We start from the raw sequence: 25,052 nt of genomic DNA on the forward strand, positions 1-25,052 counted from the left end.
GTCTTCAGCGGGTAGCCCCGCTCATCTTCCGCGGCCACGCCTTGAGCGCCAGCTCGGCGATCGCCTCCAGCTCCGTCCGCTCCGCACCGTCGCGTGCCTGCTGGGACATGCCCTGGATGACGGCGCCGGTGTAAGCGGCCAGCGCGTCAGCGTCGGTGTCGGCGGGCAGCTCGCCGGAGGCGATGTCCGCGCGGATGGCGCCGGCGAACTCCCGGACGTTCGACAGCCTCATCTCCCGCAGGGAGTCGGCGACTTCGGCCGATGCGGGCGAGATGTTCAGGGCGGCGCTGATGACCAGGCAGCCGCGGGGGCGGCCGGGCAGGGTGTATTCGGCCGCGGCCTCGCGCAGCGCCCGTTCGACGCCCTGACGGGCGGTCGGCTCCTCGGCCACGGCGCGGGAGAGGAAGCCTCCGTAGAGCCGCCCGTACTCGGTCACGACCTCGTCGAACAGGGCACGCTTGTCGCCGAAGGCGGCGTAGAGGCTGGGGGCGCTGATGCCCATGGCGCGGGTGAGGTCGGAGATCGAGGTGGCTTCGTAGCCCCGCTCCCAGAAGGACCGGACCGCCTGCTCCAGGGCCGTCTCGCGGTCGAAGGACCGGGGCCGCCCGCGCTGTTTCGTCTCCTTGGTCGCCATGGCAGAAATTTTATAGCGGTCGGTACGGAACGCGTGCTACGGTTTTTCTGTAGCGAGCGATACACAAATAGCTCGGGCGCGGGGTCGCGTGCGTCGGTGCACGTCGGTGCACCTCCCTGCACGTCCGAGACATCCGCATACAGATCGGGGAGGGGCATTGCCATGAGTGCGCTGAGCGGCAAGACGGCACTGGTGACGGGAGGCAGCAGGGGGATCGGCCGGGCCATCTCGGAGCGGCTGGCGAGGGAGGGCGCGCGGGTCGGTGTGCATTACGGCCGGGACGGGACCGCGGCCAAGGAGACCGTCTCGGCGATCGAGGCCGCCGGCGGCCGGGCCTTCGCCATCCAGGCCGAGCTGGGGGTGCCGGGAGACGTCAAAGCGCTGTGGGCCGCGTTCGACGAGCAGGCCGAGGGGCTGGACATCCTGGTCAACAACGCCGGGATCAACAAGGCCGCCGACGGCACACTGAAGCGGATCGAGGCGGTGACGGCGGAGGACTTCGACCTCCTCTTCGCGGTCAACACGAAGGCGCCGTTCTTCATCGCCCAGCAGGCACTGCCCCGGCTGCGGGACGGCGGGCGGATCATCAACACCTCGACCGGGCTGACGCGGGGCGCAGCCAAGCCCGAGTTGATCGCCTACGCCATGACCAAGGGCGCCATCGATGTGTTCACCTCGACCCTCGCCAAGGACCTGGGCCCGCGCGGGATCACGGTCAACGCAGTGGCACCCGGGGCGGTGAACACGGACATGAATGCCGGATGGCTGCAGGGCGAGGCCAATACCGCGGCGCGGCAGCGGGTCAGGGAGATATCCCCGCTGGCCCGGATCGCGGACCCCACCGATATCGGCGACATCGCGGCCTTCCTGGCCTCGGACGACAGCCGTTGGGTGACGGGGCAGTGGATCGACGCGACGGGCGGCGCACTGCTCTGACGGAGTGCCGCCCGGCGGTGTGGGCAGCTGAGCGGACGGACGTCGGGGGCCGGAGGCCGGGCGTCGGGGGCCGGAGGCCGGGCGTCGGGGGCCGGAGGCCGGGCGTCGGGGGCCGGAGGCCGGGCGTCGGGGACCGGAGGCCGGGCGTCGGAGGCCAGACGTCGGGCTTCGGAGGCCGGGCGCCGGGGAAACTTGACCGGCCGTTCGGATGCGCCGACGAGTTCCGAGTGACCCCCTCTGCTAGATTGGTCTATACCACATGGATCATTCTCCAGAACGGCAGGCCAAGCGTGGAAGTTGTCATCGTTCCGGATGCCGTGGCGGGCGGCGAGCTGATCGCGGAGGCCATTGCCACCCTGGTGCGCCGTAAGCCCGACGCACTGCTCGGTGTGGCCACCGGCTCCACCCCGTTGCCCATTTACGAGGCGCTGGCGGCGAAGGTCCGGGCCGGTGCGGTGGACCCCTCACGGGCGCGCATCTGCCAGCTCGACGAGTACGTCGGACTGCCGGCCGGGCACCCCGAGTCCTACCGTTCGGTGGTCCTGCGCGAGGTGGTCGAACCGCTCGGCCTCGGCGAGGAGTCCTTCATGGGCCCCGATGGTGCGGCCGAGGATGTCCAGGTCGCCTGCGAGGCGTACGACCGTGCGCTGCGTGAGGCAGGCGGTGTGGACCTCCAGCTGCTCGGTATCGGCACGGACGGGCACATCGGCTTCAATGAGCCCTGTTCGTCGCTCGCTTCGCGTACCCGTATCAAGACGCTGACCCAGCAGACCCGGGAGGACAACGCCCGGTTCTTCGACAGCCTCGACGAGGTGCCGCACCACGTCATCACCCAGGGCATCGGCACCATCCTGGAGGCCCGCCATCTGGTGCTGCTCGCCACCGGCGAGGGCAAGGCCGACGCGGTGGCCCATGCCGTCGAGGGCCCGGTCGCCGCACTGGTCCCGGCCTCGGCACTGCAGCTCCACCCGCATGCGACGGTCGTCGTGGACGAGGCCGCGGCCGCCAAGCTGAAGCTCGCCGACTACTTCCGCGCCACCTACGCGGCAAAGCCGGACTGGCAGGGCCTCTAGCGGTGTCTCCCTGAGGTCTGTCCGGTACGCCTGCCCGAAGACTCCTCGGGGTCGGACAGACCTTGAGGAGCCTGCGGGCGGACCGTCCCGCCGGGGTGCGGCCGGGTGGCTCTGTGGGGCACGGGCCGCATCGTGCTCAGAGGACCTGTGGCGCCATGCCCGAGCGAGCGGCAGGGTATTCACCCGCCGGGCTACGGTTCCGGCCTTGGGCGCGTGATCACTCGCCGGGCGACGGCCTTCGGCCCGTGAGGGCTTCGGCGGCGGCCTGGCCGCAGACTCGGGCGGCGCCGTGGGTGGCGATGTGGAGGGCGCCTTGGGGTGGGGCCTGGGGGACGCCCATTTCGACGACCGCGGTGTCGGGGCGGGCGGCGAGGAGGCCGCGGAGGGCGTCGGCCATCCAGGGGTGGCGGTGGACGTCGCGGACCACGGCGACGAGGCGGCGGCCGGCGGCCGCCGTGAGCAGGCCGTCGACCAGCGCGGCGGTACCGGCCGCGGCGGCGGATTCGCCGGTGCAGGTGGTGGTTCCGGTGCCCGGGAGGAGGCGGGCCAGTTCGGCGGCGACGCCCCAGGGTGTCTCGTCGCCCACGGCGATGTTGGCGAGGGGGGTGAAGGCGGCGACGTAGGCGGGCTCGGCGAGGGGTTCGTACGGGCCGGCGGCGGTGAGGCGCAGGGCGCGCCGGGCCGCGGTGAGGCCGATACCGGGCGCGGGCGCGGCCCCCTCCCCCACGTCCGCGCGCCGGATCCGGCCCGCCAGGGCACGCACCCGGGACGCGGCGTCGGCGAGCCGCTGTTCCGGCAGCTCGCCGTCGCGCACCGCCCGCACCAAGGCGTCGCGCAGCCGCAGCACGATGTCCTCGTCCGCCAGTCCGCCGCCCACGCAAAGGGCGTCGGCACCGGCCGCGAGGGCCAGCACACTGCCGCGTTCGATGCCGTAGGTGGCGGAGATGGCCTGCATCTCCATGCCGTCGGTGACGATCAGCCCGTCGAAGCCGAGGCCGCCCTCGGTGGCGGGGGCCCGCAGCAGACCGTGCAGCGCGGCCGGGCTGAGCGTGGCCGGGTGCTCACCGTCCAGGGCGGGCAGCAGGATGTGAGCGCTCATCACGGCCCGGGTGCCGGCGGCGACGGCGGCGCGGAACGGCACCAGTTCGCGTTCCTGGAGGGTGGGCAGATCCGCGGCGATACGCGGCAGGTCGTGGTGGGAGTCGACGGCGGTGTCACCGTGGCCGGGGAAGTGCTTGGTGCAGGCGGCGACACCGGCGGACTGCAGGCCCTCGACATAGGCGGCGGTGTGCCGGGCGACCAGCTCCGGATCGGCGCCGAAGGAGCGGACGCCGATGACCGGGTTGCCGGGGTTGGAATTGACGTCGGCGGAGGGGGCCCAGTTGAGGTTGATACCGCAGTCGGCCAGCCGGCGGCCGATTTCGCGGGCCACCTCGCGGGTCAGGGCGGTGTCGTCGACGGCACCGAGCGCGTGGTTGCCGGGGAAGGAGGAGCCGCCGCGCACTTCGAGGCGGGTGACATCGCCGCCCTCCTCGTCGATGGCGACGAGCAGTTCCCCGCGTTCGGCCCGCAACCGGCCGGTGAGTGCGGCGAGTTGTGCCGGGTCGGCGACATTACGGCCGAAGAGGCCGACCGAGACGAGGCCTTCGCCGAGCCGGCGCAGCAGCCAGTCGGGCGCGGTGGTGCCGGTGAAGCCGGGCTGGAGGACGGCGAGGGCGTCGCGGGTGAGGGTGTCGGCGGAGCGTACGGAGCGTACGAGAGGCGTCATGAGCTGCGTTATCCCTTCACTGCGCCGGAGGTGAGACCGCCGACCGCCTTGCGTTGCAGAAACAGGAAGAGGACCAGAATCGGCACGGCGAAGATCGAGGCGGCGGCCATGGTGGCGCCCCAGTCGTCCCCGAACTGGGTCTGGAACTGCGAGAGCCACAGTGGCAGGGTGCCCATGGCCGGTTCCTTGTTGAGGACCAGCACCAGCGGGAATTCGTTCCAGGCGGTGATGAATCCGAAGAGCGAGGTGGCCATCAGGCCGGGCGCCAGCAGCGGGAAGACGACCTTGAGGAAGGCCTGGCGTCGCGAGCAGCCGTCGACCATCGCGGACTCCTCCAGCTCCTTGGGCACCGCGGCGACATAGCCACGGAGCGTCAGAAGGGTGAAGGGCAGCACCATCAGCATGTAGAAGAAGGTGAGCGGCAGCAGGCTGTTGAGCAGGTCCGCGTCCCGGACGATCAGGTAGATCGAGATCACCATGACCTCCCAAGGAGCCATCTGGGCGACCATGAAGGTCAACAGGATGCCCTGACGCCCCTTGAAGCGCATCCGGGTCAGAGCGAACGCCCCGCAGAGGGCGATCACCAGCGAGAGGCCGACGGCGAACACGGTCACCAGCACCGAGTTTCCCGCCAGGATCCAGAAGTCCGGGGCGTGCACGGCCGTCGCGAAGTGTTCCAGGGTGCCGTGGACGGGGAACCACACGGGTTCCGCGGTGATGATGTCCTGGGTCGGCTTGAAGGCCGTGCTGAACATCCAGTAGACCGGGAAGACGAAGCCGAGGGCGAGCACGGCCGCCGTCGCGTTGGGCCGGATACGGCCGGCGAGAGAGTGCTTCACAGCTCGTTCTCCTCTTGCTGTTCCTGCTTGACCGTCAGACGCAGGTAGTACGCGGTCATGGCCAGCAGCACCACGATCGTCAGCAGGGAGATCGCGGCCCCCATGCCGAAGTGGAGGTTGCCGACGCCCTCGGTGAAGGCGTAGATCGGCAGCGTTTCGGTGAGCCGGTCCGGGCCGCCCTCGTTGATGGCGAAGATCTGCGGGAACGCCTTGAAGACCCAGATGACCTCCAGAAACGTCGTCGCCAGGAAGAACGGCTTGAGGAAGGGGAAGGTGACGGAGGTGAAGACCTTCCAGGTGCCGGCGCCGTCCATCCTGGCCGCTTCGTAGAGCTCCGTGGGGATGGTCGTGGTGGCGGCGTAGAGGTTGAGGGCCACGAACGGCAGCGACTGCCAGACGATGAGCAGGGTGATGACGAAGAACGTCGACAGCTGGCTGCCGACCCAGTCGTAGTGGGCCATGGTGTGCCGGCCGAGCTTGTCCAGCAGCCAGTTGACGACGCCGTAGCGGGAGTCGAAGAGCCACTGGAAGACGGTGGTGGCGGCGATCACCGGCATCGCCCAGGCCAGCACCAGCGCGAGGGACAGCGTCAGCCGCATCTTCTTGCCGAGCCGGGCCAGCAGCAGGCCGATCAGCACACCGAACACCATGATCAGGGCGACATTGACCGCGGTGAAGACGAGGGTGCGGAGGGTGACCCGCCAGAACTGCTCACTGCCCAGGATCTCCTGGTAGTTGCCGATTCCGCGCCAGTCGGTGAGGTGCTGGATCAGCTCCTTCATATTGAGGTTCTGGAAGGAGAGCAGGAGGTTGCGGACCATCGGCCAGCCCAGAAAGACCGCGGTCGCGAGCAGGGCCGGCAGCAGCAGGAGGTAGGGGGCGCCGCGCGCGGCCCGCCGGCTGCCTCCGCCGCGCCGGGTGGGCGGTGCGCCGCCCTTGCCGGTCCGCGGCGCGGTCTGGTCCACCACGCCGTCGAGCTGCAGTGCCATGGCCCCTGCTCCCCCTCGTATCCCGTCAGATCCCGATAGATCCCGTCAGACCTCGGTGCATCCGGCGTGCCCGCGTGCCGGCCCGGGGCGCCGTGCGGTGGTGCCGGTGCGCGGGGCCCGCGCGCGGCCCCGCCAGGCGTCCGTTACTGCTTGGCGAGCCGCGCGTTGATCTCGGACTCGATGTCCTTGGCGGCATCGGCCGGGGACTTACCGCCCAGAACGGCGGTCATATAGCTCTTGATCGGGTTCGGCAGGTTCTCCACCGCGGCCCACTGGGGAATCAGCGGTGTGGTGCCCCCGGACTTCTCCGCCGCGGGCGCGGCGGCCGCCACGGCCGGAATCTCCTGTGCGGCGCCGGCCAGGTCAGGGGATTTCGGAGTCCAGCCGGACTCCTTCACCATCTGCCTGTCGTTCTGCTTCGACAGCGCGACCTTCAGGAATTCCTTGGCGAGTTCCTGGTTCTGGCCCATTCCGGCGACGGCGAAGTTGGAGCCGCCGAGGAAGACACCCTCCGGCTTTTCTGCGGTCTCGCCGGGGATGGTGAAGAAGCCGATGTCCTTCTTCATCTTCGGGTTGGCCTTGAGGGCGGTGGCGGCCTCGTAGCCCATGGCGATGACGGCGCCGGTCCTGCCCTTGGCGAATACCTCACCCTGCTGCGGGGTGGCCTCGTCCTTGTTCTTGGGGGCGGTGCTGAAGGCCTGGTACTGCTTGTAGATGTCCATGGCCTTGGCGACCTTGGGGTCGCCAAGGTTGGAGACCCATTTGCCGCCCTGCTGCTTCACCAGGTCGGCGCCGGTGCCGATGGTCAGGCCGTCGAAGAAGTACCAGTTCTGGCCGGGGAGATACAGCGGCTCGGCGTCGGTCTTCTTCTTGATGGCGGCAAAGGCCTTGAAGAGTTCACTGCGGGTCTTTGGGGTTCCCCGGAGACCGGCCTCGGCCCAGATCTTCTTGTTGTACATCACCACACGGTTTCCGGCGAACCACGGCAGTGCGTACTGCTTCCCGTCCACGACCGACGCCTTGTTGATGGCCTCGTTCCAGTCGGCGCCGATCTCCTTCTTCAGATCGCCGAGTTCGACCAGGGCGCCGGCCTTGGCATAGGCGGCGGTCTGGGTGTTGCCTATTTCGACGACGTCCGGCGGGGTGTCCTCGGAAAGGGCGGTGCTCAGCTTCTGCTGAATGCCATTCCATTGCTGGACCTTGAACTCGACGGTGGCACCGGTCTTCTTCTTGAACTGCTCGGAGACCCGCTCGGTCCACTGCGCCGGATTCGAACCGCTCATCACCCAGACGGTCAGCTTCTGGCCCTTGAAGCCGTCCGCGCCCGTCTTCTTGCCGCCGCCGGACCCACAGGCTCCGACCCCCACCAGCATTCCCGCGACCGCCGTCGCCGCTATGAGCCCACGCTTCATCGCGCTCTCCCCCCAAGGCCGGGTGTGGTCTTTAATGGTTTAGACCAGCGCCCGCAGCTTGGCCTAGACCTTTTGGGGTGTCAAGGGTGTATAAGAGTCGCTGTCAGGTCCGTTACCGGACCGACATCCGGCGGGCCGGGACCTGCAAGGGAGCGCGGGAAACCCACCCGTGCCACGATGTGAGCCGCTACGTACGGAGGAGCCGGTGACGGCAGCACGACAGGAGTCGGAGAGGCGGGTCATGGACACGGACGGGGGCAGCAGCGCCGAGAGCGGCGGCACGCGGACCGCACGGGTGCCCAAGTACTACCGCCTCAAGCGGCACTTGCTGGAAATCACCGAGACCCTGCCGCCCGGCACCCCGGTACCGCCCGAACGCACCCTCGCCGCGGAGTTCGACACCTCGCGGACGACGGTGCGTCAGGCCCTGCAGGAGCTGGTCGTCGAGGGCCGGCTCGAACGCATCCAGGGCAAGGGCACCTTTGTCGCCAAGCCCAAGGTTTCCCAGGCCCTGCAACTGACCTCCTATACGGAGGACATGCGGGCCCAGGGCCTGGAGCCGGCCTCCCAGCTGCTGGACATCGGCTATGTCACGGCGGACGACCGGCTCGCCGGACTGCTGGACATCGCCGCCGGCGGCCGGGTGCTGCGCATCGAACGGCTGCGGCTGGCCAGCGGCGAGCCGATGGCCATCGAAACCACCCATCTGTCCGCGAAGCGCTTCCCCGCCCTGCGCCGGAACCTCGTCAAGTACACCTCCCTCTACACCGCACTGGCCGAGGTGTACGACGTCCGTCTGGCGGAGGCCGAGGAGACCATCGAGACCTCCCTCGCCACCCCGCGCGAGGCCGGTCTGCTGGGCACGGACGTCGGACTGCCGATGCTGATGCTCTCCCGGCACTCGCTCGACGCGCAGGGGCAGCCGGTGGAGTGGGTGCGCTCGGTCTACCGCGGCGACCGCTACAAGTTCGTCGCCCGACTGCGCCGCCCCACGGACTGACCCGCCGCACGGCATGGGCGGAGCACTCTCCGCCCGTGCTTCCCCCTGCCCTGCCGCCGCCGGATCCGTCCCGGGGGTGGGGACCGGCGGCGCAGGTCGCGGCCGTGTGGATTCTTGATACCGATATGCGGACAGCTAGTGACGCGTGCCACTGCCCTGCCATAGATTTCCAGCCCATTGCACAGGAGACAGCCAGGGGACGGAGCCACGGTCATGACCCAGTCAGCTGCACCACCGGATCGCAGACAGGTCGTCACGCCCACGCGTGTGGTGGCCGGGCTCTGCCTGATCGCTCCGTTCGTGGCGATGCTGTGGGTGAGCTCGTACGCCAGGATCGAGCCGACGCTCATCGGGATCCCGTTCTTCTACTGGTACCAGATGCTGTGGGTGCTGATCTCGACCGCGCTCACGACCCTCGCCTACAAGCTCGTGCAGCGTGAGCAGCGCGCCCGCAAGGGTGGTGCGGCCCAGTGACTCTCACCACGACCGCAACGAGCGCTCTCGCCGCTTCCCAGACACAGGGCGTGAACGGCGTCGCACTGGCCGTCTTCATCTTCTTCTTCCTGGCCGTGACGGTCATGGGCTTCCTGGCCGCGCGCTGGCGCAAGGCCGAGCAGTCCGCCAACCTCGACGAATGGGGACTGGGCGGCCGCAGCTTCGGCACCTGGGTGACCTGGTTCCTGCTGGGCGGCGACCTCTACACCGCGTACACGTTCGTGGCCGTCCCGGCGGCGATCTACGCGGCGGGTGCGGCCGGCTTCTTCGCCGTGCCGTACACGATCCTGGTCTACCCGCTGATCTTCACCTTCCTCCCCCGCCTGTGGTCGGTCTCGCACAAGCACGGGTACGTCACCACCTCCGACTTCGTCCGCGGCCGCTTCGGCTCCAAGGGCCTGTCGCTGGCCGTGGCGCTCACCGGCATCCTGGCCACGATGCCGTACATCGCCCTCCAGTTGGTCGGCATCCAGGCCGTCCTGGACGTGATGGGCATCGGCGGCGGCGAGCACACCAACTGGTTCGTCAAGGACCTGCCGCTGCTGATCGCGTTCGCCGTACTGGCCGCCTACACCTACTCCTCGGGGCTGCGGGCGCCGGCACTGATCGCGTTCGTCAAGGACGGGCTGATCTATCTCGTCATCGCCGTGGCGATCATCTACATCCCGGCCAAGCTGGGCGGCTTCGACGCGATCTTCGATTCGGCCGGCAAGGCACTGGCCGAGCCCGGCGCCGTCCCCGGCAAGCCACGCGGTGAGCTGACCAGCGGGCCCAACGCCCAGTGGGCGTATGCGACCCTGGCGCTCGGCTCGGCGCTGGCGCTCTTCATGTACCCGCACTCGATCACCGCGACGCTGTCGTCGCGCAGCCGCAATGTGATCCGCCGCAACACCACCATCCTGCCGCTGTACTCCCTCATGCTGGGCCTGCTGGCGCTGCTCGGCTTCATGGCGATCAAGGCCGGCACGGACATCCAGGGCAACCCGCAGCTGGCCATCCCGCAGCTGTTCGAGGACATGTTCCCGAGCTGGTTCTCCGGGGTGGCGTTCGCCGCGATCGGCATCGGCGCACTGGTGCCCGCGGCCATCATGTCGATCGCCGCGGCCAATCTCTTCACCCGCAACGTCTACAAGGACTTCCTCAAGCCCGGCGCCACTCCCGAACAGGAGCACAAGGTCGCCAAGCTGGTCTCGCTGCTGGTGAAGGTCGGCGCGCTGGCCTTCGTCCTCACCATGGACAAGACGGTCGCGATCAACTTCCAGCTGCTGGGCGGCATCTGGATCCTGCAGACCATGCCGTCCCTGGTCGGCGGGCTGTTCACCCGCTGGTTCCACCGCTGGGCGCTGCTGGCCGGCTGGGCGGTCGGCATGCTCTACGGCACGCTCGCGGCCTACGGCGTCGCCAGCCCGACCCAGGCGCACTTCGGCGGCTCCAGCAAGGAGATCCCCGGTATCGGTGAGATCGGTTACATCGGTCTGACCGCCTTTGTGCTGAACGTGGTGGTGACCGTCGTCCTGACCTTCGTCCTGAAGGCTGTCAAGGCCCCGGAAGGCATCGACGAGACCAGCCCCTCCGACTACACGGCGGACGCCGGTGACAAGGACGTCGCCGTCGAACTGCCGCCCGCCACGGCGGGAGCGGGGGCACCGGCCGGACACTGAGCCACCGGCCGGCCGGCTTTCAGCATCGGGCCGTCGCGTTCCCTTCGGGGGCGCGGCGGCCCGTTGCCGTGCGCGGGTTCAGTGCACCCAGTCCTTCAGCTGCTCGGTTTCGAGCGTGATGCCCACGGGGTCCGGGAGGTGGAGCGCCTTGCCGAACGCCACGGTATGGACGGTCTCGTAGCGGCCGTCATCGGGTTCGCTGTAGACCACGATCTGGCAGGCCTGGCGGTCGATCAACAGGTAGAGGGGGATACCGGTCTTCGCGTACGCACGGGGCTTCTCCACCCGGTCGCGCTGGTCGGTGTCCGAGTCGTGCGAGGTGACCTCGACGACCATGAGCACCGGGTCGGGGTCTGCCCATTCACCCTGGCCCACGAAGGCCTCGCACGGCACGAGCGAGGCGTCCGGACGCAGGCGGCCCTTCCGGTAGGTCTCCGCCTTCAGGCCCTGGTTCGGATCGAGGAAGAGCTCCGGCCTGTGCTGCATGCAGATGCGAAGCAACCACTGGATGATCCGACCGTGATCCCCGTCCGGCATGGGCTTGCTCTTGACCTTCCCGTCGATGAGTTCCAACCGCGCGCCTTCTTCCAGGCGGGCGAGTATCCGGGCGGCCTCTTCGAAATGCTCGGTCTCCATGATGTGCGGCCGGTCGGCGAGCGCGGTCATGAGGCCTTCTCCTTCTTCCGCGGGACGGGACAGAGAACGTGAAACCGACCATAGCCGAGGCCACTGACAGACACTGCGTGATCACTCACGACACACTAGATATGGGGGTGCACTTGAGGGGCCACCACCACATGTATGCTCGTCCTCGCTGTCGCCGCAGGGGAATCCGGTGGGAATCCGGAACTGTCCCGCAACGGTGTGAGAGCGCGCTCGACCGGCCGGACACCGGCTCCGGCGTGCGCTCGTGTAGTCCGAGGACCTGCCGATGGTACGTCCGCACCGCCATGGGTGCGGGTGTCGATACGTCCGGGCCCCGAGGGTTGGGCCGGTGGACGCCGCGCGGTGTGCCCGCGCACCCCTGACATCACGGGGTGCCGCATGCCCGCGTGCGCCCGTCGCCCCTCCCTCCTGGTCCCCGCCGAGTGAGGGAGAGCACCACGTGACCATCGCGCCAACGGAGCCCGCGTCAGACGCCGAGGTCGTGCCGCCCGTGGTGGCCACGCCTCCCGGTTCCGCCGACGGCGGACCGGGCGAGGACGGGCCGGGTGTCGCCCTGCTGCGCACCCTGACCCAGCTGACCGAGGACCTGACCGCGACCGACCCCGGCAAGGTGGCCGCCGCCGCCCTGCGCGGCCGGCACGCCGGCTCCGACGAGGCCGAACTGCGGTCGCTGGCCACCGATGCCGCGGCCGGTCTGATCGGTGACGAGCCGCAGTACTCCAAGCTCGCGGCGCGGCTGCTCACCCTCGCCATCGCGGAGGAGGCAGCCGGACAGGGGGCGGTCGCCTTCTCCGCCTCCGTCGAGGTCGGCCACCGCGAGGGGCTGATCGCCGACGAGACCGCGGAGTTCGTGCGGACCCATGCGGCCCGTCTGGACGCGCTGGTCGACAAGGCGCTGGCCGACGGCGCCGACGACCGGTTCGGCTACTTCGGGCTGCGCACCCTGCACTCGCGCTACCTCCTGCGGCACCCCACCACCCGTCAGGTCATCGAGACGCCCCAGCACTTCCTGCTGCGGGTGGCCTGCGGCCTCGCCGAGGACCACAGCGAGCGCGCCCTGGACGACGTCGCCGAGCTCTACCGCCTCACCAGCTCGCTGTCCTACCTGCCGTCCTCCCCCACCCTGTTCAACTCCGGTACCCGCCACCCGCAGATGTCGTCCTGCTACCTGCTGGACTCGCCGCTGGACGAGCTGGACTCGATCTACGACCGGTACCACCAGGTCGCGCGGCTCTCCAAGCACGCGGGCGGCATCGGCCTCTCGTACTCCCGTATCCGCGCCCGCGGTTCGCTGATCCGGGGCACCAACGGGCACTCCAACGGCATCGTGCCGTTCCTGCGCACGCTGGACGCCTCGGTCGCGGCCGTGAACCAGGGCGGCCGGCGCAAGGGCGCCGCCTGTGTCTACCTGGAGACCTGGCACGCGGACATCGAGGAGTTCCTGGAGCTGCGCGACAACACCGGTGAGGAGGCGCGCCGTACGCACAACCTGAACATCGCGCACTGGATCCCGGACGAGTTCATGCGCCGGGTGGAGGCGGACGCCGACTGGTCGCTGTTCTCGCCCTCGGACGCCCCCGAGCTGGTGGACCTGTGGGGCGACGAGTTCGACGCGGCCTACCGCAAGCTGGAGGCCGACGGCCGGGCGCTCAAGCAGATCCCTGCCCGGGTGCTGTACTCCCGCATGATGCGCACCCTGGCGCAGACCGGCAACGGCTGGATGACGTTCAAGGACGCCGCCAACCGCACCGCCAACCAGACCGCCGAGCCCGGCCAGGTCGTGCACTCCTCCAACCTGTGCACGGAGATCCTGGAGGTGACGAACGACGGGGAGACCGCGGTCTGCAACCTGGGGTCGGTCAACCTCGCGGCCCACCTGGGGGACAACGGCGAGATGGACTGGGAGCGGCTGGACGCGACCGTCCGCACCGCCGTCACCTTCCTCGACCGCGTGGTGGACATCAACTTCTACCCGACCGAGCAGGCCGGCGCCTCCAACTCCCGCTGGCGCCCGGTCGGCCTGGGCCTGATGGGCCTCCAGGACGTCTTCTTCCGGCTGCGGCTGCCCTTCGACTCGCCCGCGGCGCAGGAGCTGTCGACCCGTATCTCCGAGCGGATCATGCTCGCCGCCTACGAGGCGTCGGCCGACCTCGCCGAGCGGCACGGCCCGCACCCGGCGTGGTCCGCGACCCGCACCGCCCGCGGCGTGCTGCACCCGGACCACTACCCGAACGCCGAGCCCCGCTGGGCGGACCGCTGGGCGGCGCTGCGCACCCGGATCGCCACGACCGGTATGCGCAACTCGCTGCTGCTGGCGATCGCACCGACCGCGACCATCGCCTCGATCGCGGGCGTGTACGAGTGCATCGAGCCGCAGGTCTCCAACCTCTTCAAGCGCGAGACGCTGTCCGGTGAGTTCCTCCAGGTCAACGCCTACCTGATCGAGGAGCTCAAGGCCCTGGGGCTGTGGGACGCACCGACCCGGGACGCGCTGCGCGAGGCCAACGGCTCGGTGCAGGACGTCGAGTGGATCCCCGAGGAGATCCGGGCGCTGTACCGCACGGCCTGGGAGATCCCGCAGCGCGCGCTGATCGACATGGCCGCGGCCCGTACGCCCTACCTCGACCAGAGCCAGTCGCTGAACCTCTTCATGGCGTCGCCGACCATCGGCAAGCTCAGCTCGATGTACGCCTACGCCTGGAAGCGCGGCATCAAGACGACGTACTACCTGCGCTCCCGTCCGGCGACCCGGATTGCCCAGTCCGCGCGCGGCGGCGCGGCCGCCGCCACCGCCCCCGTACCGCAGCAGGCCACCGACCCCGAGGCGGTCGCCTGCTCCCTGGAAAACCCCGAGTCCTGCGAGGCCTGCCAGTAATGACCACCGACCAGACCACCGCACCCGAAACGAATGCCGCAGCGGCCCACACCGCCACCACCGGCACGAAGAACCTCCTCGACCCGGGCTTCGAGCTGACCCTGCGTCCGATGCGGTACCCGGACTTCTACGACCGCTACCGGGACGCCATCAAGAACACCTGGACCGTGGAGGAGGTCGACCTCCACTCCGACGTCGCCGACCTCGCCAAGCTCTCCCCGGGTGAGCAACACATGATCGGCCGGCTGGTGGCGTTCTTCGCGACCGGTGACTCGATCGTCGCCAACAACCTCGTGCTGACGCTCTACAAGCACATCAACTCCCCCGAGGCGCGGCTGTACCTGAGCCGTCAGCTCTTCGAGGAGGCCGTGCACGTCCAGTTCTACTTGACGCTGCTGGACACCTACCTTCCCGACCCGGACGACCGCGCCGCCGCCTTCACGGCCGTGGAGAGCATCCCGTCCATCCGGGAGAAGGCCCAGTTCTGCTTCAAGTGGATGGACTCGGTCGAGAAGATCGATCGGCTGGAGAGCAAGGCCGACCGGCGCCGCTTCCTGCTCAACCTCATCTGCTTCGCGGCCTGCATCGAGGGGCTGTTCTTCTACGGCGCCTTCGCCTACGTGTACTGGTTCCGCTCCCGCGGGCTGCTGCACGGGCTGGCCACCGGCACCAACTGGGTCTTCCGCGACGAGTCCATGCACATGGAGTTCGCGTTCTCGGTGGTGGACACCGTCCGCGAGGAGGAGCCCGACCTCTTCGACGACAAGCTGGAGCAGCAGGTCACCGAGATGCTCAAGGAGGCCGTCGAGGCGGAGCTGCAGTTCGGCCGCGATCTGTGCGGTGAGGGCCTGCCGGGCATGAACACCGCCTCGATGCGCGAGTATCTGCAGTGCGTCGCGGACCAGCGGCTGCAGCGGCTCGGTTTCGCGCCGGTCTACGGCTCGGAGAACCCGTTCTCCTTCATGGAGCTGCAGAACGTCCAGGAGCTGACCAACTTCTTCGAGCGCCGGGCGTCCGCCTACCAGGTCGCCGTCGAGGGTTCGGTCTCCTTCGACGACGACTTCTAGGCAGCGTCTTCACCCAGCATCCGCGACGCCTCTTCCCCCTGGTGGCACGCCGATTGTGAGCGTTCTGTTAGCTCGACAACCGGAGCCATGAGCACCGCATCTATCCGGGCATGAAGGGTACGAAGGGGCGTCGCCGGGTGCGTCGCCGGTTCCTCGACTATCCGCGGCAGGGGCGTACGGGCCCACGCCGCTGGCTGCCGTCCTGGCGCCAGTGGCTCGGCGTCCTCTCGCTCGGCATCCTGGGCCTGGCCGGGGCGTTTGCCGTGGTCTACACGAAGATCGACATTCCCGACGAGAACGCGCTGGCCGGCCAGGAGGCCACCGTCTATTACTGGTCGGACGGCAGCCCGATGGTGAGCGTGGGTGCCGTCAACCGGCAGAACGTCAGTCTCGACAAGGTCGCCGACTCCGTCGAGAACTCGGTGATCGCGGCGGAGAACGCCACGTTCTACAGCGACTCGGGGGTCTCCCTCAAGGGCATCGGCCGCGCCCTGGTCAGCACGGTCTCCGGCGGGGACACCCAGGGCGGCTCCACCATCACCCAGCAGTATGTGAAGAACACCTATCTCTCACAGGACCAGACGCTCACCCGCAAGGTGAAAGAATTCATCATCGCGCTGAAGGTGAGCAACCAGAAGTCCAAGCAGGACATTCTGCGCGGATATCTCAACACCAGCTGGTTCGGCCGTGATTCCTATGGCATCGAGGCCGCCGCCCACGCATTTTACGGCGTGGCCGCCAAGGACCTGAATCCCAGTCAGTCCGCCCTGCTCGCAGCCGTGTTGAAGGGCTCGGAGGAGTACGATCCGGGGCTGAGCAAGGCCAATCACCAGCGGGCCGAGGCACGCTGGAAGTGGATACTCGACCGGCAGGTCGCCACCGGCAAGATGAGCGAGAAGCAGCGGGCGAAGTACCACACCTTCCCGGAGCCCCGGAAGTTGTCGAAACCCACCAGCCAGGCCGGCCAGACCGGCTATCTCATCGATGTCGCCAACAAGTTCGTCAAGGCCAGTACGGGCCTGACCTACAAGGATCTGGCACGCGGCGGCTACCGCATTCACACCACGTTCGACAAACAGCGCACACAGCGCCTGGAAAAGGCCGTCACCGATACCCGTCGGAAGAACATCCATCCGAAGCAGCGCACGGCCGATACCTTTGTGGAGTTCGGCGCGGCCTCCGTGCGCCCCAAGGACGGGGCGATCGTCGCGCTGTACGGCGGGGCGGACGCCACCAAGCACTTCAGCAACAACGCGGACACCACGGCGGTCCCGGCCGGCTCCGCCTTCAAGCCGTTCGTGCTGGCGGCCGCACTCCAGGATCAGGTCTACGACCTGGACCAATCCGAGGACGCCACGGCATCCCCGACGGGCGGCCCCCAGACCGGTGCCGGGGATCTGAGCGAGGCCCTGGTGAAGGGCCAGAGCCCGCCGTTCGTGCAGGCCGGGCAGCGTATCGGGCTGGAGCGGCTCCGGGATGTCGCGGTGGCCTCGGGGCTGCGCAAGGAGAGCATGGCGCGCCTGGAGCAGACGTTCCCGCTGGGCACCTCCGCCCCCAGTGCGATCCGGATGGCGAGCGCCTACACGACGTTCGCCAACGGCGGGCTGCACGTCGAGCCGTATTCGGTGTCCCGGATGACCTACGGCGGCAAGCAGCTGCCCGGCTTCGAGCGCCCGGAGCCGGAGCAGGTCCTCGACGACAAGGTGGCCGAGGAGGTGTCGAGCACCCTGGAGCAGGTGGGCTGGCGCACGCTGGGGATGCCGGAAGGCAAGCCCGCGCTGCCGGTCGCGGCCGGCAGGGCGGAGCCGGACGACCGGAAGAAGTCGGCGTGGTTCATCGGCAGCCCCCGCACCACGGGCCGGGTCGTCAGTCCCGGTGCCGATGCCGATGCGAAGAAGTGGCAGTGGACCAACCCCGGCAGCGCGCCCGGCGCCAGTGACGGCAATGAGCCGACCACCGCCATCACCATGTTCCGCAACAAGGCGGGCGCCCCCGCGCTGCTGCCGATGCAGGGCGTCGGCGGTGCCAAGAGCGGGCTGGGGACGGCCCTCCCGCCGAAGGTCTGGCAGGCCTACCAGCAGCCGTCGTGACGCGGACGGGCGCCCGGCCGGCAGCCGGGCGCCCGCTCGCCTCAGTCGTTGGCGACGCCTCAGTCGTTGGCGACGCCTCAGTCGTTGGCGACGCCTCAGTCGTTGGCGACGACGGGGTAGCGGGGCTCCCGCTCGGCCATCTGCTTCAGGGCGTCCTTGCGGTCCCGCTTGCTGAGCCGGTCGATGTAGAGGTAGCCGTAGAGGTGATCGGTCTCGTGCTGCAGGCAGCGCGCGAAGTAGCCGGTGCCCCGGATCGCGATCGGCTCGCCCTTGGCGTCCTGGCCGCGGACCACGGCGTAGTCGGGGCGGGCCAGCTCGGCGTAGGCGCCGGGCACGGACAGGCAGCCCTCGTTGGAGTCGTCCAGGATCCGGCGCTCGGCGGGCAGCTCGTCCAGGACGGGGTTGCAGATCGCCCCCACGTGCCGGACGCCCTCGTCGTCCAGGCAGTCGTAGACGAAGACCTTGAGGTCCACACCGATCTGGTTGGCGGCCAGGCCCACGCCCTCGGCGGTGCGCTGGCTGGCGAACATGTCGTCGATGAGCCGGCCGAGCTCGTCGTCGAACGCCGTGACGTCCTTGCACTCCTTGTGGAGCACCGGATTGCCGACGACCGTGATGGGCCGCGAGGTGCCGCGCTCGCGGTACGCGGTCTCCCGCTCCCCGGCGTCCGTGACGTCGTCGATGAACTCCTCGTCCACGCGCCGGTCACCGTCTTGATCAAACACAGGCTGCTGGGCCATCTCCGCCGTACGCCTTCCTGAAAACCCTGAATAGTCGCCCCACAGCCTACGGGGGCGCGACGGGACCCTCAGCAGACCTCTTCAAGATCGCGCCATTCCCGGGTGTCCGGGCTGTCCGCGACCCAGCCGTCCAGCAGGCCGCGTACCAGGGCGGACGGCGCCGCGATACCGCACTCGCGCTCCGGCACCCACAGCGAGCCGGAGCCCGCGGTGCGGTGGCCGAGCGGTCCGGGGTGGCCGGGCTCACTGTGGTCGTGCGGGTCGAGGTGCTCGCCCTCGCCCTCGTCGCTGGGCATCCGGCTCTCCGAGCACGTACGGCACAGCAGCCGCACCGAGGACGACCAGTCCTCGGCGGCGAAGCCCGCATCGGCCGCCAGCCGCTCCAGGGCGTCCCGGTCGGCCTCCGCGGCGGCCTCCAGGAGCACCACCCAGGTGGGGACCGGGGACGGCGCCCACAGCTCGATCTCGTCGAAGACCGGGTACGAGGGGCCCGCGGCGGTGGTCCGCTCGCCGTGCGGGACGCCGTCGTGCAGCACCACCTCGCCCCAGCGCCGCCCGGAGGACGGCAGCGGGATCGACAGCACCTCGATACGGGCCGGGTCCAGCCGGCGGCCCCAGACGACCTCGGCCTCGCCCTCCGGGGAGAGCCGGACCGCGGCGCTGCCCAGGGCCATACCGAGCGGTTCGCCGGAGGGCGAACCCCCGCCGGGGACCTTGAGGCCGTACGCCTGCCAGGCGCGGCGGGCCAGCGGCCAGTCCTGCAGGGCGGTGGCGGCGATGCCGACGTTCCACCAGTCGGGCGCCCCGGTCTCGCGGTCCAGCAGCGCGACCGCGCGCAGTCCGGCGGCCCGGGCCTGCTCCCAGTCGTGCCGGAACTTGTGCAGCAGCGCCAGGTTGAACCAGGACTCCGAGAGCCACGGCTCCATGTCCGCGGCGCGCGTGAGGAGCGCCCCCGCGTCCTCGTAACGGCCGTCGCCGATCAGCGTGAAAGCGCGGTCGGTCGCCTGCCGCCACGAGGCGGAGGGCCGGTGCCGTACCTTGCCGAAGATCCTCACGATTCCCGCCTGCTGGTTGCTCTTGATGCCGCTCCGGAGGTGTCCCGAGGGGCGCCCGGGGCCTTCTGAGGGGCCCACTCGACAACCTGCCACAGATTGCCGTCGGGCTCAGCCTGGTTTGCCGGTCCCCTGCGGCTCCTTGCCCTTCGCCGACCCCCTGAATCCCCTGAGAGGGGCTCCCTTCGCATCCAACCATGCCCATCTCGGAGGGCGCTCATTACCCATGGGTTCCACGACCTCCGGGGCCGTGCGGAGGCTCAACGGCGGGGGTGTGGCGGCTGGGGCGGGTGGGGCGTCGCCAGGACGTCTCCAGGGGGCCGCCGCGCGTCCGTCACCGACCGTTTCCGGCATTGTCGGGATATAGGCGCCGAGAAAGGGCGTTCCGTAAGATCCGTAAGAGGGGAGAGCGGGCACAGCCGCCGCGCGCCCCCTCAGCCAGTCGCCTCACCCGGCCCGGTGGTCTCACCCGGCCCGGCCGTCGCAGGCCAGGACCCTGGCCAGCGCTTCGACGACGCGGGGCTCGTGGTCCCGCGCGGTGGCCAGCCGCAGCCGCTCCAGCGCGCGCAGCGGGCCGCCCGGTCCCGCGGACTCCCCCGACAGGTCGTCGTAGGCGTTGACGGTGCGGACGATACGTGCCGTGACCGGCTGCTCGCGGTACGGATCGGCCTGCCGCTCGACGATCACCGCGACCTCCGCGGGGACGCCGGTCTGCCGGACCACGGCGCCGCCCAGCAGCGCGATCCGGCGCTGTTCGGCGGGCGGCAGCGGCGCGGTCGCCCCGTCCGGCACCGGATCCAGCAGCGAGAGCTGGCCGATGTCATGCATCAGCGCGGCATGTTCGAGCACGTCCAGATCCGTTTCGTTCAGGCCGAGTTCACGGCCCACGGCGCGGCTGAGCGCGGCCACCCGGCGGGCATGGCCGTGCGGGGTGTAGCCGGCGATCTCGGTGGAACGGGCCAGCGAGGCGATGGTCTGGTGGTAGGTGGTACGGACGGCCGCGAACCGGCGGAAGGCGAACTGGGTCAGCAGCAGCGGCAGACAGAACACCGGCAGCGCCCACAGGCCGGCGACCGCGGTGCCCAGCGGGATGACCACCCCGGTGGCACAGATCGCCGACCCGATGCCGAGCAGCGCCCGCAACTCGTCGCGCAGCAGCGGCCCGTACGGCCAGCCGGTGCGGGCCCGCGCGAGCGCGGCCACCAGGACCGCGTCGCACAGCGCGGTCAGCGCCAGCAGGCCGATCAGGAAGAGCGGGTAGACCGGCCCGGAGGCCACCCAGGAGCCCAGCGTCCCGGTGTTGTAGAGGGGCTGGAAGCAGGTGGCGGCGAAGCCGGTGGTCAGCACCCGGCGTGCCAGGTGGTCGAGCACCGGTCCCTGGCCGCGCGCGAGCTGCGGGACGATGCCGACCAGGCCGGCCGCCAGGACCACGGCCACGGTCTGGGGGACACCATGGGTCGTCGGCCGTCCGCCGGCCTCACCGAGCAGGGCGTAGGCGAGGGCGCCGGCCGCGCCGAGCGGTGCGCCTTCCCGCGCCCCCGGCAGCCGTGCGCCCCCGGCCGCCGGGGCGGGGCCCCGGCCCACCAGCTCGCCCACCGTGATCAGCACCCCGAAGGCCAGCGCGATCCCGGGCTCGGCCAGGCCGTCCCACAGCGTCCGGCCCAGCGACCAGCACGCCAGCGCGGCGGCCGGGGCGTAGACCGCGGCGACGACGGTGCTGCCGCATGCGCCGGGCACCGCGGTGCGCGGGGCGCCGGTCGCGCGGGCCGTTGCCGCCCGGCGCCCGGCCGCCCGTACCCGCCGGGGCTCCTCCGGGGCGCCGCTCACCGCACACCGTCCCGCCCGGCCCGTTCGGGCCGCGGCTCGGGCGCCACCGGCTCGGGCGCCCCGCCCCCGGCGTCCTGCGGCGTGACGTTTCCCCGCCCGGAACGCCCCGTGCCGGGCTCCGCGTCCGCCGCCGTCACCAGATCCGGATGCCAGCCGTAGTGGTCGAGCGAGGCCACCAGCGCGCGGACCATCCGCGGATCGAACTGCGTACCGGCGCACTTGCGCAGCTCCGCGACGGCCACCGGCACCGGCCTGGCGCGGCTGTAGGAACGGGTCGAGGTCATCGCGTCGAAGGCGTCGGCGACCGCCACCACCCGTGCGAATTCCGGGATGTGATGCCCCCTCAGCCCGTAGGGGTAGCCGCTGCCGTCCAGCCGCTCGTGGTGGTGCAGGATCGCCGCCCGCGCCTCCTCCAGGAAGCCGATGCCGCGCACGATCTCGTGTCCGTACTCGGGGTGCAGCTCGATGACCCGGCGCTCCGGTGGCGTCAGCGGCCCGTCCTTGCGCAACAGCCGGGTGGGGACGCCGAGTTTGCCGACGTCGTGCAGGATGCCGGCGAACCGCAGCGCCTCCATACGGTCCTCCGCCATGCCCAGCTCCCGGGCGATCATCACCGAGGCGCGCCCGACCCGTTCGCTGTGCCCGCGGGTGTAGCGGTCCTTGATGTCCACGGCCTGGACGAGGGCGCGGATGGTGGCCTGATGGGCGGCGCGTTCCCGGTGGTACTGGGCGAAGACCCAGCAGGAGAGGTACATCGGCAGCAGTACCAGCAGCGCCGCCGGCGGCCCGTACGAGCTGCACCACAGGACCGCCATCATCAGCCCGGCCAGGCCGTGCACCAGATGCGGCACCGGTGAGCGGCTCAGCAGCCCGCGCCAGGCGGTGCGTACGGGGTGCCGCTCGGCGGCCGCCAGCACTCCGCCGTCGAGCGCCGCGAGCACCACGCCGAAGGCGGCCGCGGCCGCCGTGGCAGGCAGCAGCACCACGGGGAACTGCGGTGCGGACAGCGGGTGGTGGCCGAGGGCCCGGAAGACCTGGGCGGCCGCCCAGCAGGCCAGTGCCAGCTCGGCGGCGTGCCAGAGCCTGCGGGCGGCGGCGGAGCGTGGCTGGACCGGTGCGATCACGGCCCCGGGGACGGCGGCCAGCGCGGCCAGCGGCGGCGGCAGCAGAAAGACCCCGGCGAGCAGGACGGGGCTGGCCCATCCGGCGGGAAATCCCCCAGGCACCCCGGAGACCGTGCCGTACGGGACCCGCCCGCCCGGCGGCGGCCAGCGGCGCAGCAGTTCGCACAGTCCGTACAGGGTGGCCAGGGCGAGGGCGCTGCTCCAGGGGGCGTCGGCACCGAGCCCCACCGCGGGGGCGGTACACAGCGCCGCGGCCAGCGCGGCGCAGCCGATATACCCTCGTGCGGCCGTCGGAAGCCCTCGCATCGCGCCCTCCTCACCCTGCCCACCGCTCCCCCGGGCTCGTGCGGAGCCGGGGCCCCCGTCGCACTGCATCCGCAGTGCGCTCGGGTCGGTGAGAATAGAGGGGCTGGGACGCCGGGGAAGGCGGATCAGCGGATCGGGCGGGACGATCGCCCCACCCCTCACCCCTTGGGGTGACGTGCCGCGTTATTCGGCCCGTGCGGCCTCGGTACGTGCATCGGTGGAGCCGGTCGCGTCGGCCGGACCGGTCCCCTCCTCCGCTGCGGACACCGCGGCATCTGCCTGCTCGCGCTGCGCCTGGTCCTTCTTGGCCTGTTCGAGCACGCTCACCTCGGGGACGGTCTCCCCGGCCCGGATGAGCTCGATCCGGCCCATGACCTTGGAGCGCAGATCGCTGGGGACGTCGTCATGCCCGCAGCAGCGCTTGACGAGCTTCTTGACGGCCTGCTCCAGGCCGTACTTCTCCAGGCACGGCGAGCATTCGTCGAGATGCACCTGGAAATCTGCGCACTCCCCGGCGGGCATCTCCCGGTCGAGATACTCATAGAGGTGATCAAGGACCTCTGAGCAGTCCTTCTCGTGCGGCTCTCCGCAGCTCATGATCCAGAGCCTTTCCGGTCGTGCGCGTCCGACGTCTGCGCGGCCTGCGGGTCACCGGCCGCCGCCCCCGCCGGGACCAGCCCGCGCTCACGGGCGTAATCCTCCAGCATGCCGCGCAGTTGGCGCCGACCGCGGTGCAGACGGGACATCACCGTGCCGATGGGTGTCCCCATGATGTCCGCGATCTCCTTGTACGCAAAGCCCTCCACGTCCGCCAGGTATACCGCGATACGGAATTCCTCGGGGATCGCCTGGAGCGCGGCCTTCACGTCCGAGTCGGGGAGGTGGTCGAGCGCCTGCGACTCGGCGGAGCGCAGCCCCGTCGACATATGCGACTCGGCGCGTGCCAGCTGCCAGTCCTCGATCTCCTCGGCGGCACTGCGCTGGGGCTCACGCTGCTTCTTGCGGTAGGAGTTGATGAAGGTGTTCGTGAGAATGCGGTAGAGCCACGCCTTGAGGTTGGTGCCCTCCCGGAACTGGTGGAAGGACGCATACGCCTTGGCGTACATCTCCTGCACCAGGTCCTCCGCGTCGGCCGGGTTGCGCGTCATGCGCAGCGCGGCGGAGTACATCTGGTCCAGGAAGGTGAGCGCATCCCGCTCGAAGCGCGCATTGCGCTCGACCGCGCTCTCCTGGGCCTTCTCCTCAGCCGTGCCGTCGGTCCCTGCGTCGGTACCGGTGACCGGACCCACCTCCTCCAACACCGTCCTGGATCCGGATGCGGACCCACCCGATTCGGAGAATAGACGACGATCCGGTGCCGCCGCCGCTCCAGCCAGGGCGGGCTGCGTCACCTGCATCTGCGACCACGGCAGGTCGGCGGCCGGGCGGGCCGGGCAAGCGATTCCCATGCGGCGGACTCCCATTCCTCGTGCTTCACCGGACGTACTCGAGTACTACGCATGGCACAACAGCCGCATCCGCCGCGGCATTCCCGGTCCGCTGTCAAGGCTTCGGACGGAATTCCGGCCGGCCTTCGCGGCGGATGCCCCTGCGGACGGCGCGAGCGGCTTCCCGGCGGAGTCCGGCGGGCTCCTCGGGACGCCTGGACGGGTTGACAAAGCTGCTTGCCGCTTCAGCAATAGAAGGGTGAACGACAACGCATACGAGCGAGTGCTCACGGAGGTGGGCCCGCGGCTGCGGCGGTTGCGCCAGGAGCGCGGGGTGACGCTGACCGCGCTCTCCGAGGCGACCGGCATTTCGGTGAGCACCCTGTCGCGCCTGGAGTCCGGCGGCCGCAAGGCCACCCTCGAACTGCTGCTGCCGCTGGCACAGGCCCATCAGGTGCCGCTGGACGAGCTGGTGGGGGCGCCGGAGGTCGGCGATCCACGGGTGCGGGCGGCACCCATGCGGCTGGGGGACAGGACGGCGGTCCCACTGACCCGCCAGCCGGGCGCGCTGCAGGCGTTCAAGCTGATCCTGGACCCGGTGGGCGGCCCGCGGGAGCAGCGTACGCACGAGGGCTACGAGTGGCTGTACGTGCTGTCCGGCCGGCTGTTGTTGCTGCTCGCCGACCGCGAGGTGGAGCTGCGGGCCGGGGAGGCGGCGGAGTTCGACACCCGGCTGCCGCACTGGTTCGGGCCCGCGGGCGACGAATCGGTGGAGCTGCTGAGCCTCTTCGGCAGACAGGGCGAGCGGATGCACGTCCGGGCCCGCCCGCGCGGACAGGACGGCTGAGCCGGCCGGCCTCACGCGCGCGGGGTGCTGGCCCGGCCGGCCTCACGGCGCGCGGGGTGCTGCCCCGGCCGCCCGGCCGTCCCGCCGCCCGCTCGACCGGCCGCCGGAGCCTGCCGGACCGCAGGCCGGCCACCCCGGACCGGTCCCGGCCGCCGGGCCCGCCGTTGCTGCCCGCGCCGGTCCGCCCCGGCCTTCCCCGGTCCGCCCCGGCTTTCCCCGGTCCG

General features: G+C 70.5%; 21 protein-coding genes and 1 riboswitch. Of the genes, 9 read left to right on the top strand and 12 right to left on the bottom strand.

Annotated elements, in window-relative coordinates; genetic code table 11:
- Nucleotides 1–4: 4 nt before the first annotated feature.
- A complete protein-coding gene (locus tag AB0C46_RS29675; RefSeq protein ID WP_362831556.1) occupies nt 5–634 on the bottom strand; it encodes a TetR/AcrR family transcriptional regulator in 630 nt (209 codons plus the stop codon).
- A gap of 162 nt (nt 635–796) precedes the next feature.
- Here AB0C46_RS29675 and AB0C46_RS29680 point away from each other — a divergent pair, with 162 nt between their 5' ends.
- Both AB0C46_RS29680 and nagB read left to right on the top strand, forming a co-directional pair.
- Nucleotides 797–1,570, top strand: a complete 774-nt coding sequence (locus AB0C46_RS29680; protein WP_362831557.1) for an SDR family oxidoreductase — start codon at nt 797–799, stop codon at nt 1,568–1,570.
- 290 nt (nt 1,571–1,860) lie between these two features.
- Nucleotides 1,861–2,643, top strand: coding sequence for a glucosamine-6-phosphate deaminase (gene nagB, locus AB0C46_RS29685; protein WP_362831559.1), 783 nt, complete (start codon nt 1,861–1,863; stop codon nt 2,641–2,643).
- Nucleotides 2,644–2,860: 217 nt separating this feature from the next.
- On the opposite strand, the gene AB0C46_RS29690 is transcribed toward nagB, so the two are convergent.
- From AB0C46_RS29690 to AB0C46_RS29705, 4 genes are all read right to left on the bottom strand, one after another.
- Nucleotides 2,861–4,411, bottom strand: a complete 1,551-nt coding sequence (locus tag AB0C46_RS29690; protein WP_362831561.1) for a glycoside hydrolase family 3 protein — start codon at nt 4,409–4,411, stop codon at nt 2,861–2,863.
- 8 nt (nt 4,412–4,419) lie between these two features.
- A complete protein-coding gene (locus AB0C46_RS29695) occupies nt 4,420–5,250 on the bottom strand; it encodes a carbohydrate ABC transporter permease (RefSeq protein ID WP_362831563.1) in 831 nt (276 codons plus the stop codon).
- Complete coding sequence (locus tag AB0C46_RS29700; RefSeq protein ID WP_362831565.1) at nt 5,247–6,239, bottom strand: sugar ABC transporter permease; 993 nt, start codon at nt 6,237–6,239, stop codon at nt 5,247–5,249. The genes AB0C46_RS29695 and AB0C46_RS29700 overlap by 4 nt, the downstream gene beginning before the upstream one ends.
- A 143-nt stretch (nt 6,240–6,382) precedes the next feature.
- Nucleotides 6,383–7,651, bottom strand: a complete 1,269-nt coding sequence (locus AB0C46_RS29705) for an extracellular solute-binding protein (RefSeq protein ID WP_362831567.1) — start codon at nt 7,649–7,651, stop codon at nt 6,383–6,385.
- Nucleotides 7,652–7,892: 241 nt separating this feature from the next.
- Between AB0C46_RS29705 and AB0C46_RS29710 the strand changes: the two genes are divergently transcribed.
- The 3 genes from AB0C46_RS29710 to mctP all read left to right on the top strand — a co-directional run bounded on the left by AB0C46_RS29710 (nt 7,893) and on the right by mctP (nt 10,807).
- On the top strand, nt 7,893–8,651 hold the full coding sequence (locus tag AB0C46_RS29710; RefSeq protein ID WP_018089494.1) for a GntR family transcriptional regulator: 759 nt from the start codon (nt 7,893–7,895) through the stop codon (nt 8,649–8,651).
- A gap of 213 nt (nt 8,652–8,864) precedes the next feature.
- Nucleotides 8,865–9,125 (top strand): DUF3311 domain-containing protein, encoded by a 261-nt coding sequence (locus tag AB0C46_RS29715; RefSeq protein ID WP_362831569.1) that lies wholly within the window; start codon nt 8,865–8,867, stop codon nt 9,123–9,125.
- Nucleotides 9,122–10,807, top strand: coding sequence for a monocarboxylate uptake permease MctP (mctP, locus tag AB0C46_RS29720; RefSeq protein WP_362831570.1), 1,686 nt, complete (start codon nt 9,122–9,124; stop codon nt 10,805–10,807). The genes AB0C46_RS29715 and mctP overlap by 4 nt, the downstream gene beginning before the upstream one ends.
- Nucleotides 10,808–10,885: 78 nt before the next feature.
- Here mctP and AB0C46_RS29725 read toward each other — a convergent pair whose 3' ends face one another.
- The gene (locus AB0C46_RS29725) at nt 10,886–11,473 is read right to left on the bottom strand and encodes a Uma2 family endonuclease (protein WP_362831571.1); all 588 of its coding nucleotides are present in this window, start codon (nt 11,471–11,473) and stop codon (nt 10,886–10,888) included.
- A 160-nt stretch (nt 11,474–11,633) separates the two neighbouring features.
- Nucleotides 11,634–11,733, top strand: a riboswitch (cobalamin riboswitch).
- Nucleotides 11,734–11,966: 233 nt separating this feature from the next.
- Between AB0C46_RS29725 and AB0C46_RS29730 the strand changes: the two genes are divergently transcribed.
- The 3 genes from AB0C46_RS29730 (at nt 11,967) to AB0C46_RS29740 (ending at nt 17,505) form a co-directional block, all read left to right on the top strand.
- Nucleotides 11,967–14,348, top strand: a complete 2,382-nt coding sequence (locus tag AB0C46_RS29730; RefSeq protein ID WP_362831631.1) for a ribonucleoside-diphosphate reductase subunit alpha — start codon at nt 11,967–11,969, stop codon at nt 14,346–14,348.
- Nucleotides 14,348–15,415 carry a ribonucleotide-diphosphate reductase subunit beta gene (locus AB0C46_RS29735; protein ID WP_362831572.1) on the top strand — a complete coding sequence of 356 codons (1,068 nt, stop codon included), beginning with the start codon at nt 14,348–14,350 and terminating at the stop codon, nt 15,413–15,415. Before AB0C46_RS29730 ends, AB0C46_RS29735 begins: the two co-directional genes overlap by 1 nt.
- Before the next feature lie 110 nt (nt 15,416–15,525).
- The gene (locus AB0C46_RS29740) at nt 15,526–17,505 is read left to right on the top strand and encodes a transglycosylase domain-containing protein (RefSeq protein WP_362831573.1); all 1,980 of its coding nucleotides are present in this window, start codon (nt 15,526–15,528) and stop codon (nt 17,503–17,505) included.
- A 95-nt stretch (nt 17,506–17,600) separates the two neighbouring features.
- On the opposite strand, the gene def is transcribed toward AB0C46_RS29740, so the two are convergent.
- The 6 genes from def to AB0C46_RS29770 form a co-directional block, all read right to left on the bottom strand.
- Nucleotides 17,601–18,245 (bottom strand): peptide deformylase, encoded by a 645-nt coding sequence (def, locus tag AB0C46_RS29745; protein WP_362831574.1) that lies wholly within the window; start codon nt 18,243–18,245, stop codon nt 17,601–17,603.
- Between the two features lie 68 nt (nt 18,246–18,313).
- Nucleotides 18,314–19,300, bottom strand: a complete 987-nt coding sequence (locus AB0C46_RS29750) for a hypothetical protein (RefSeq protein WP_362831575.1) — start codon at nt 19,298–19,300, stop codon at nt 18,314–18,316.
- Nucleotides 19,301–19,762: 462 nt separating this feature from the next.
- On the bottom strand, nt 19,763–20,977 hold the full coding sequence (locus tag AB0C46_RS29755) for an HD domain-containing protein (protein WP_362831632.1): 1,215 nt from the start codon (nt 20,975–20,977) through the stop codon (nt 19,763–19,765).
- A gap of 143 nt (nt 20,978–21,120) precedes the next feature.
- Nucleotides 21,121–22,554, bottom strand: a complete 1,434-nt coding sequence (locus AB0C46_RS29760) for an HD-GYP domain-containing protein (protein WP_362831577.1) — start codon at nt 22,552–22,554, stop codon at nt 21,121–21,123.
- Nucleotides 22,555–22,737: 183 nt separating this feature from the next.
- Nucleotides 22,738–23,151 carry a mycothiol system anti-sigma-R factor gene (gene rsrA, locus AB0C46_RS29765; protein ID WP_362831578.1) on the bottom strand — a complete coding sequence of 138 codons (414 nt, stop codon included), beginning with the start codon at nt 23,149–23,151 and terminating at the stop codon, nt 22,738–22,740.
- Entirely contained in the window at nt 23,148–23,843 is a 696-nt protein-coding gene (locus AB0C46_RS29770) for a sigma-70 family RNA polymerase sigma factor (protein ID WP_362831633.1), read from the bottom strand. Before AB0C46_RS29770 ends, rsrA begins: the two co-directional genes overlap by 4 nt.
- A 397-nt stretch (nt 23,844–24,240) precedes the next feature.
- On the opposite strand from AB0C46_RS29770, the gene AB0C46_RS29775 reads away from it, so the two are divergent.
- Entirely contained in the window at nt 24,241–24,828 is a 588-nt protein-coding gene (locus AB0C46_RS29775; protein ID WP_362831579.1) for an XRE family transcriptional regulator, read from the top strand.
- Nucleotides 24,829–25,052 lie beyond the last annotated feature (224 nt).

It is taken from the genome of Streptomyces sp. NPDC048637 (assembly GCF_040650675.1).
In the GTDB taxonomy this organism is placed as follows: Bacteria; Actinomycetota; Actinomycetes; order Streptomycetales; family Streptomycetaceae; genus Streptomyces.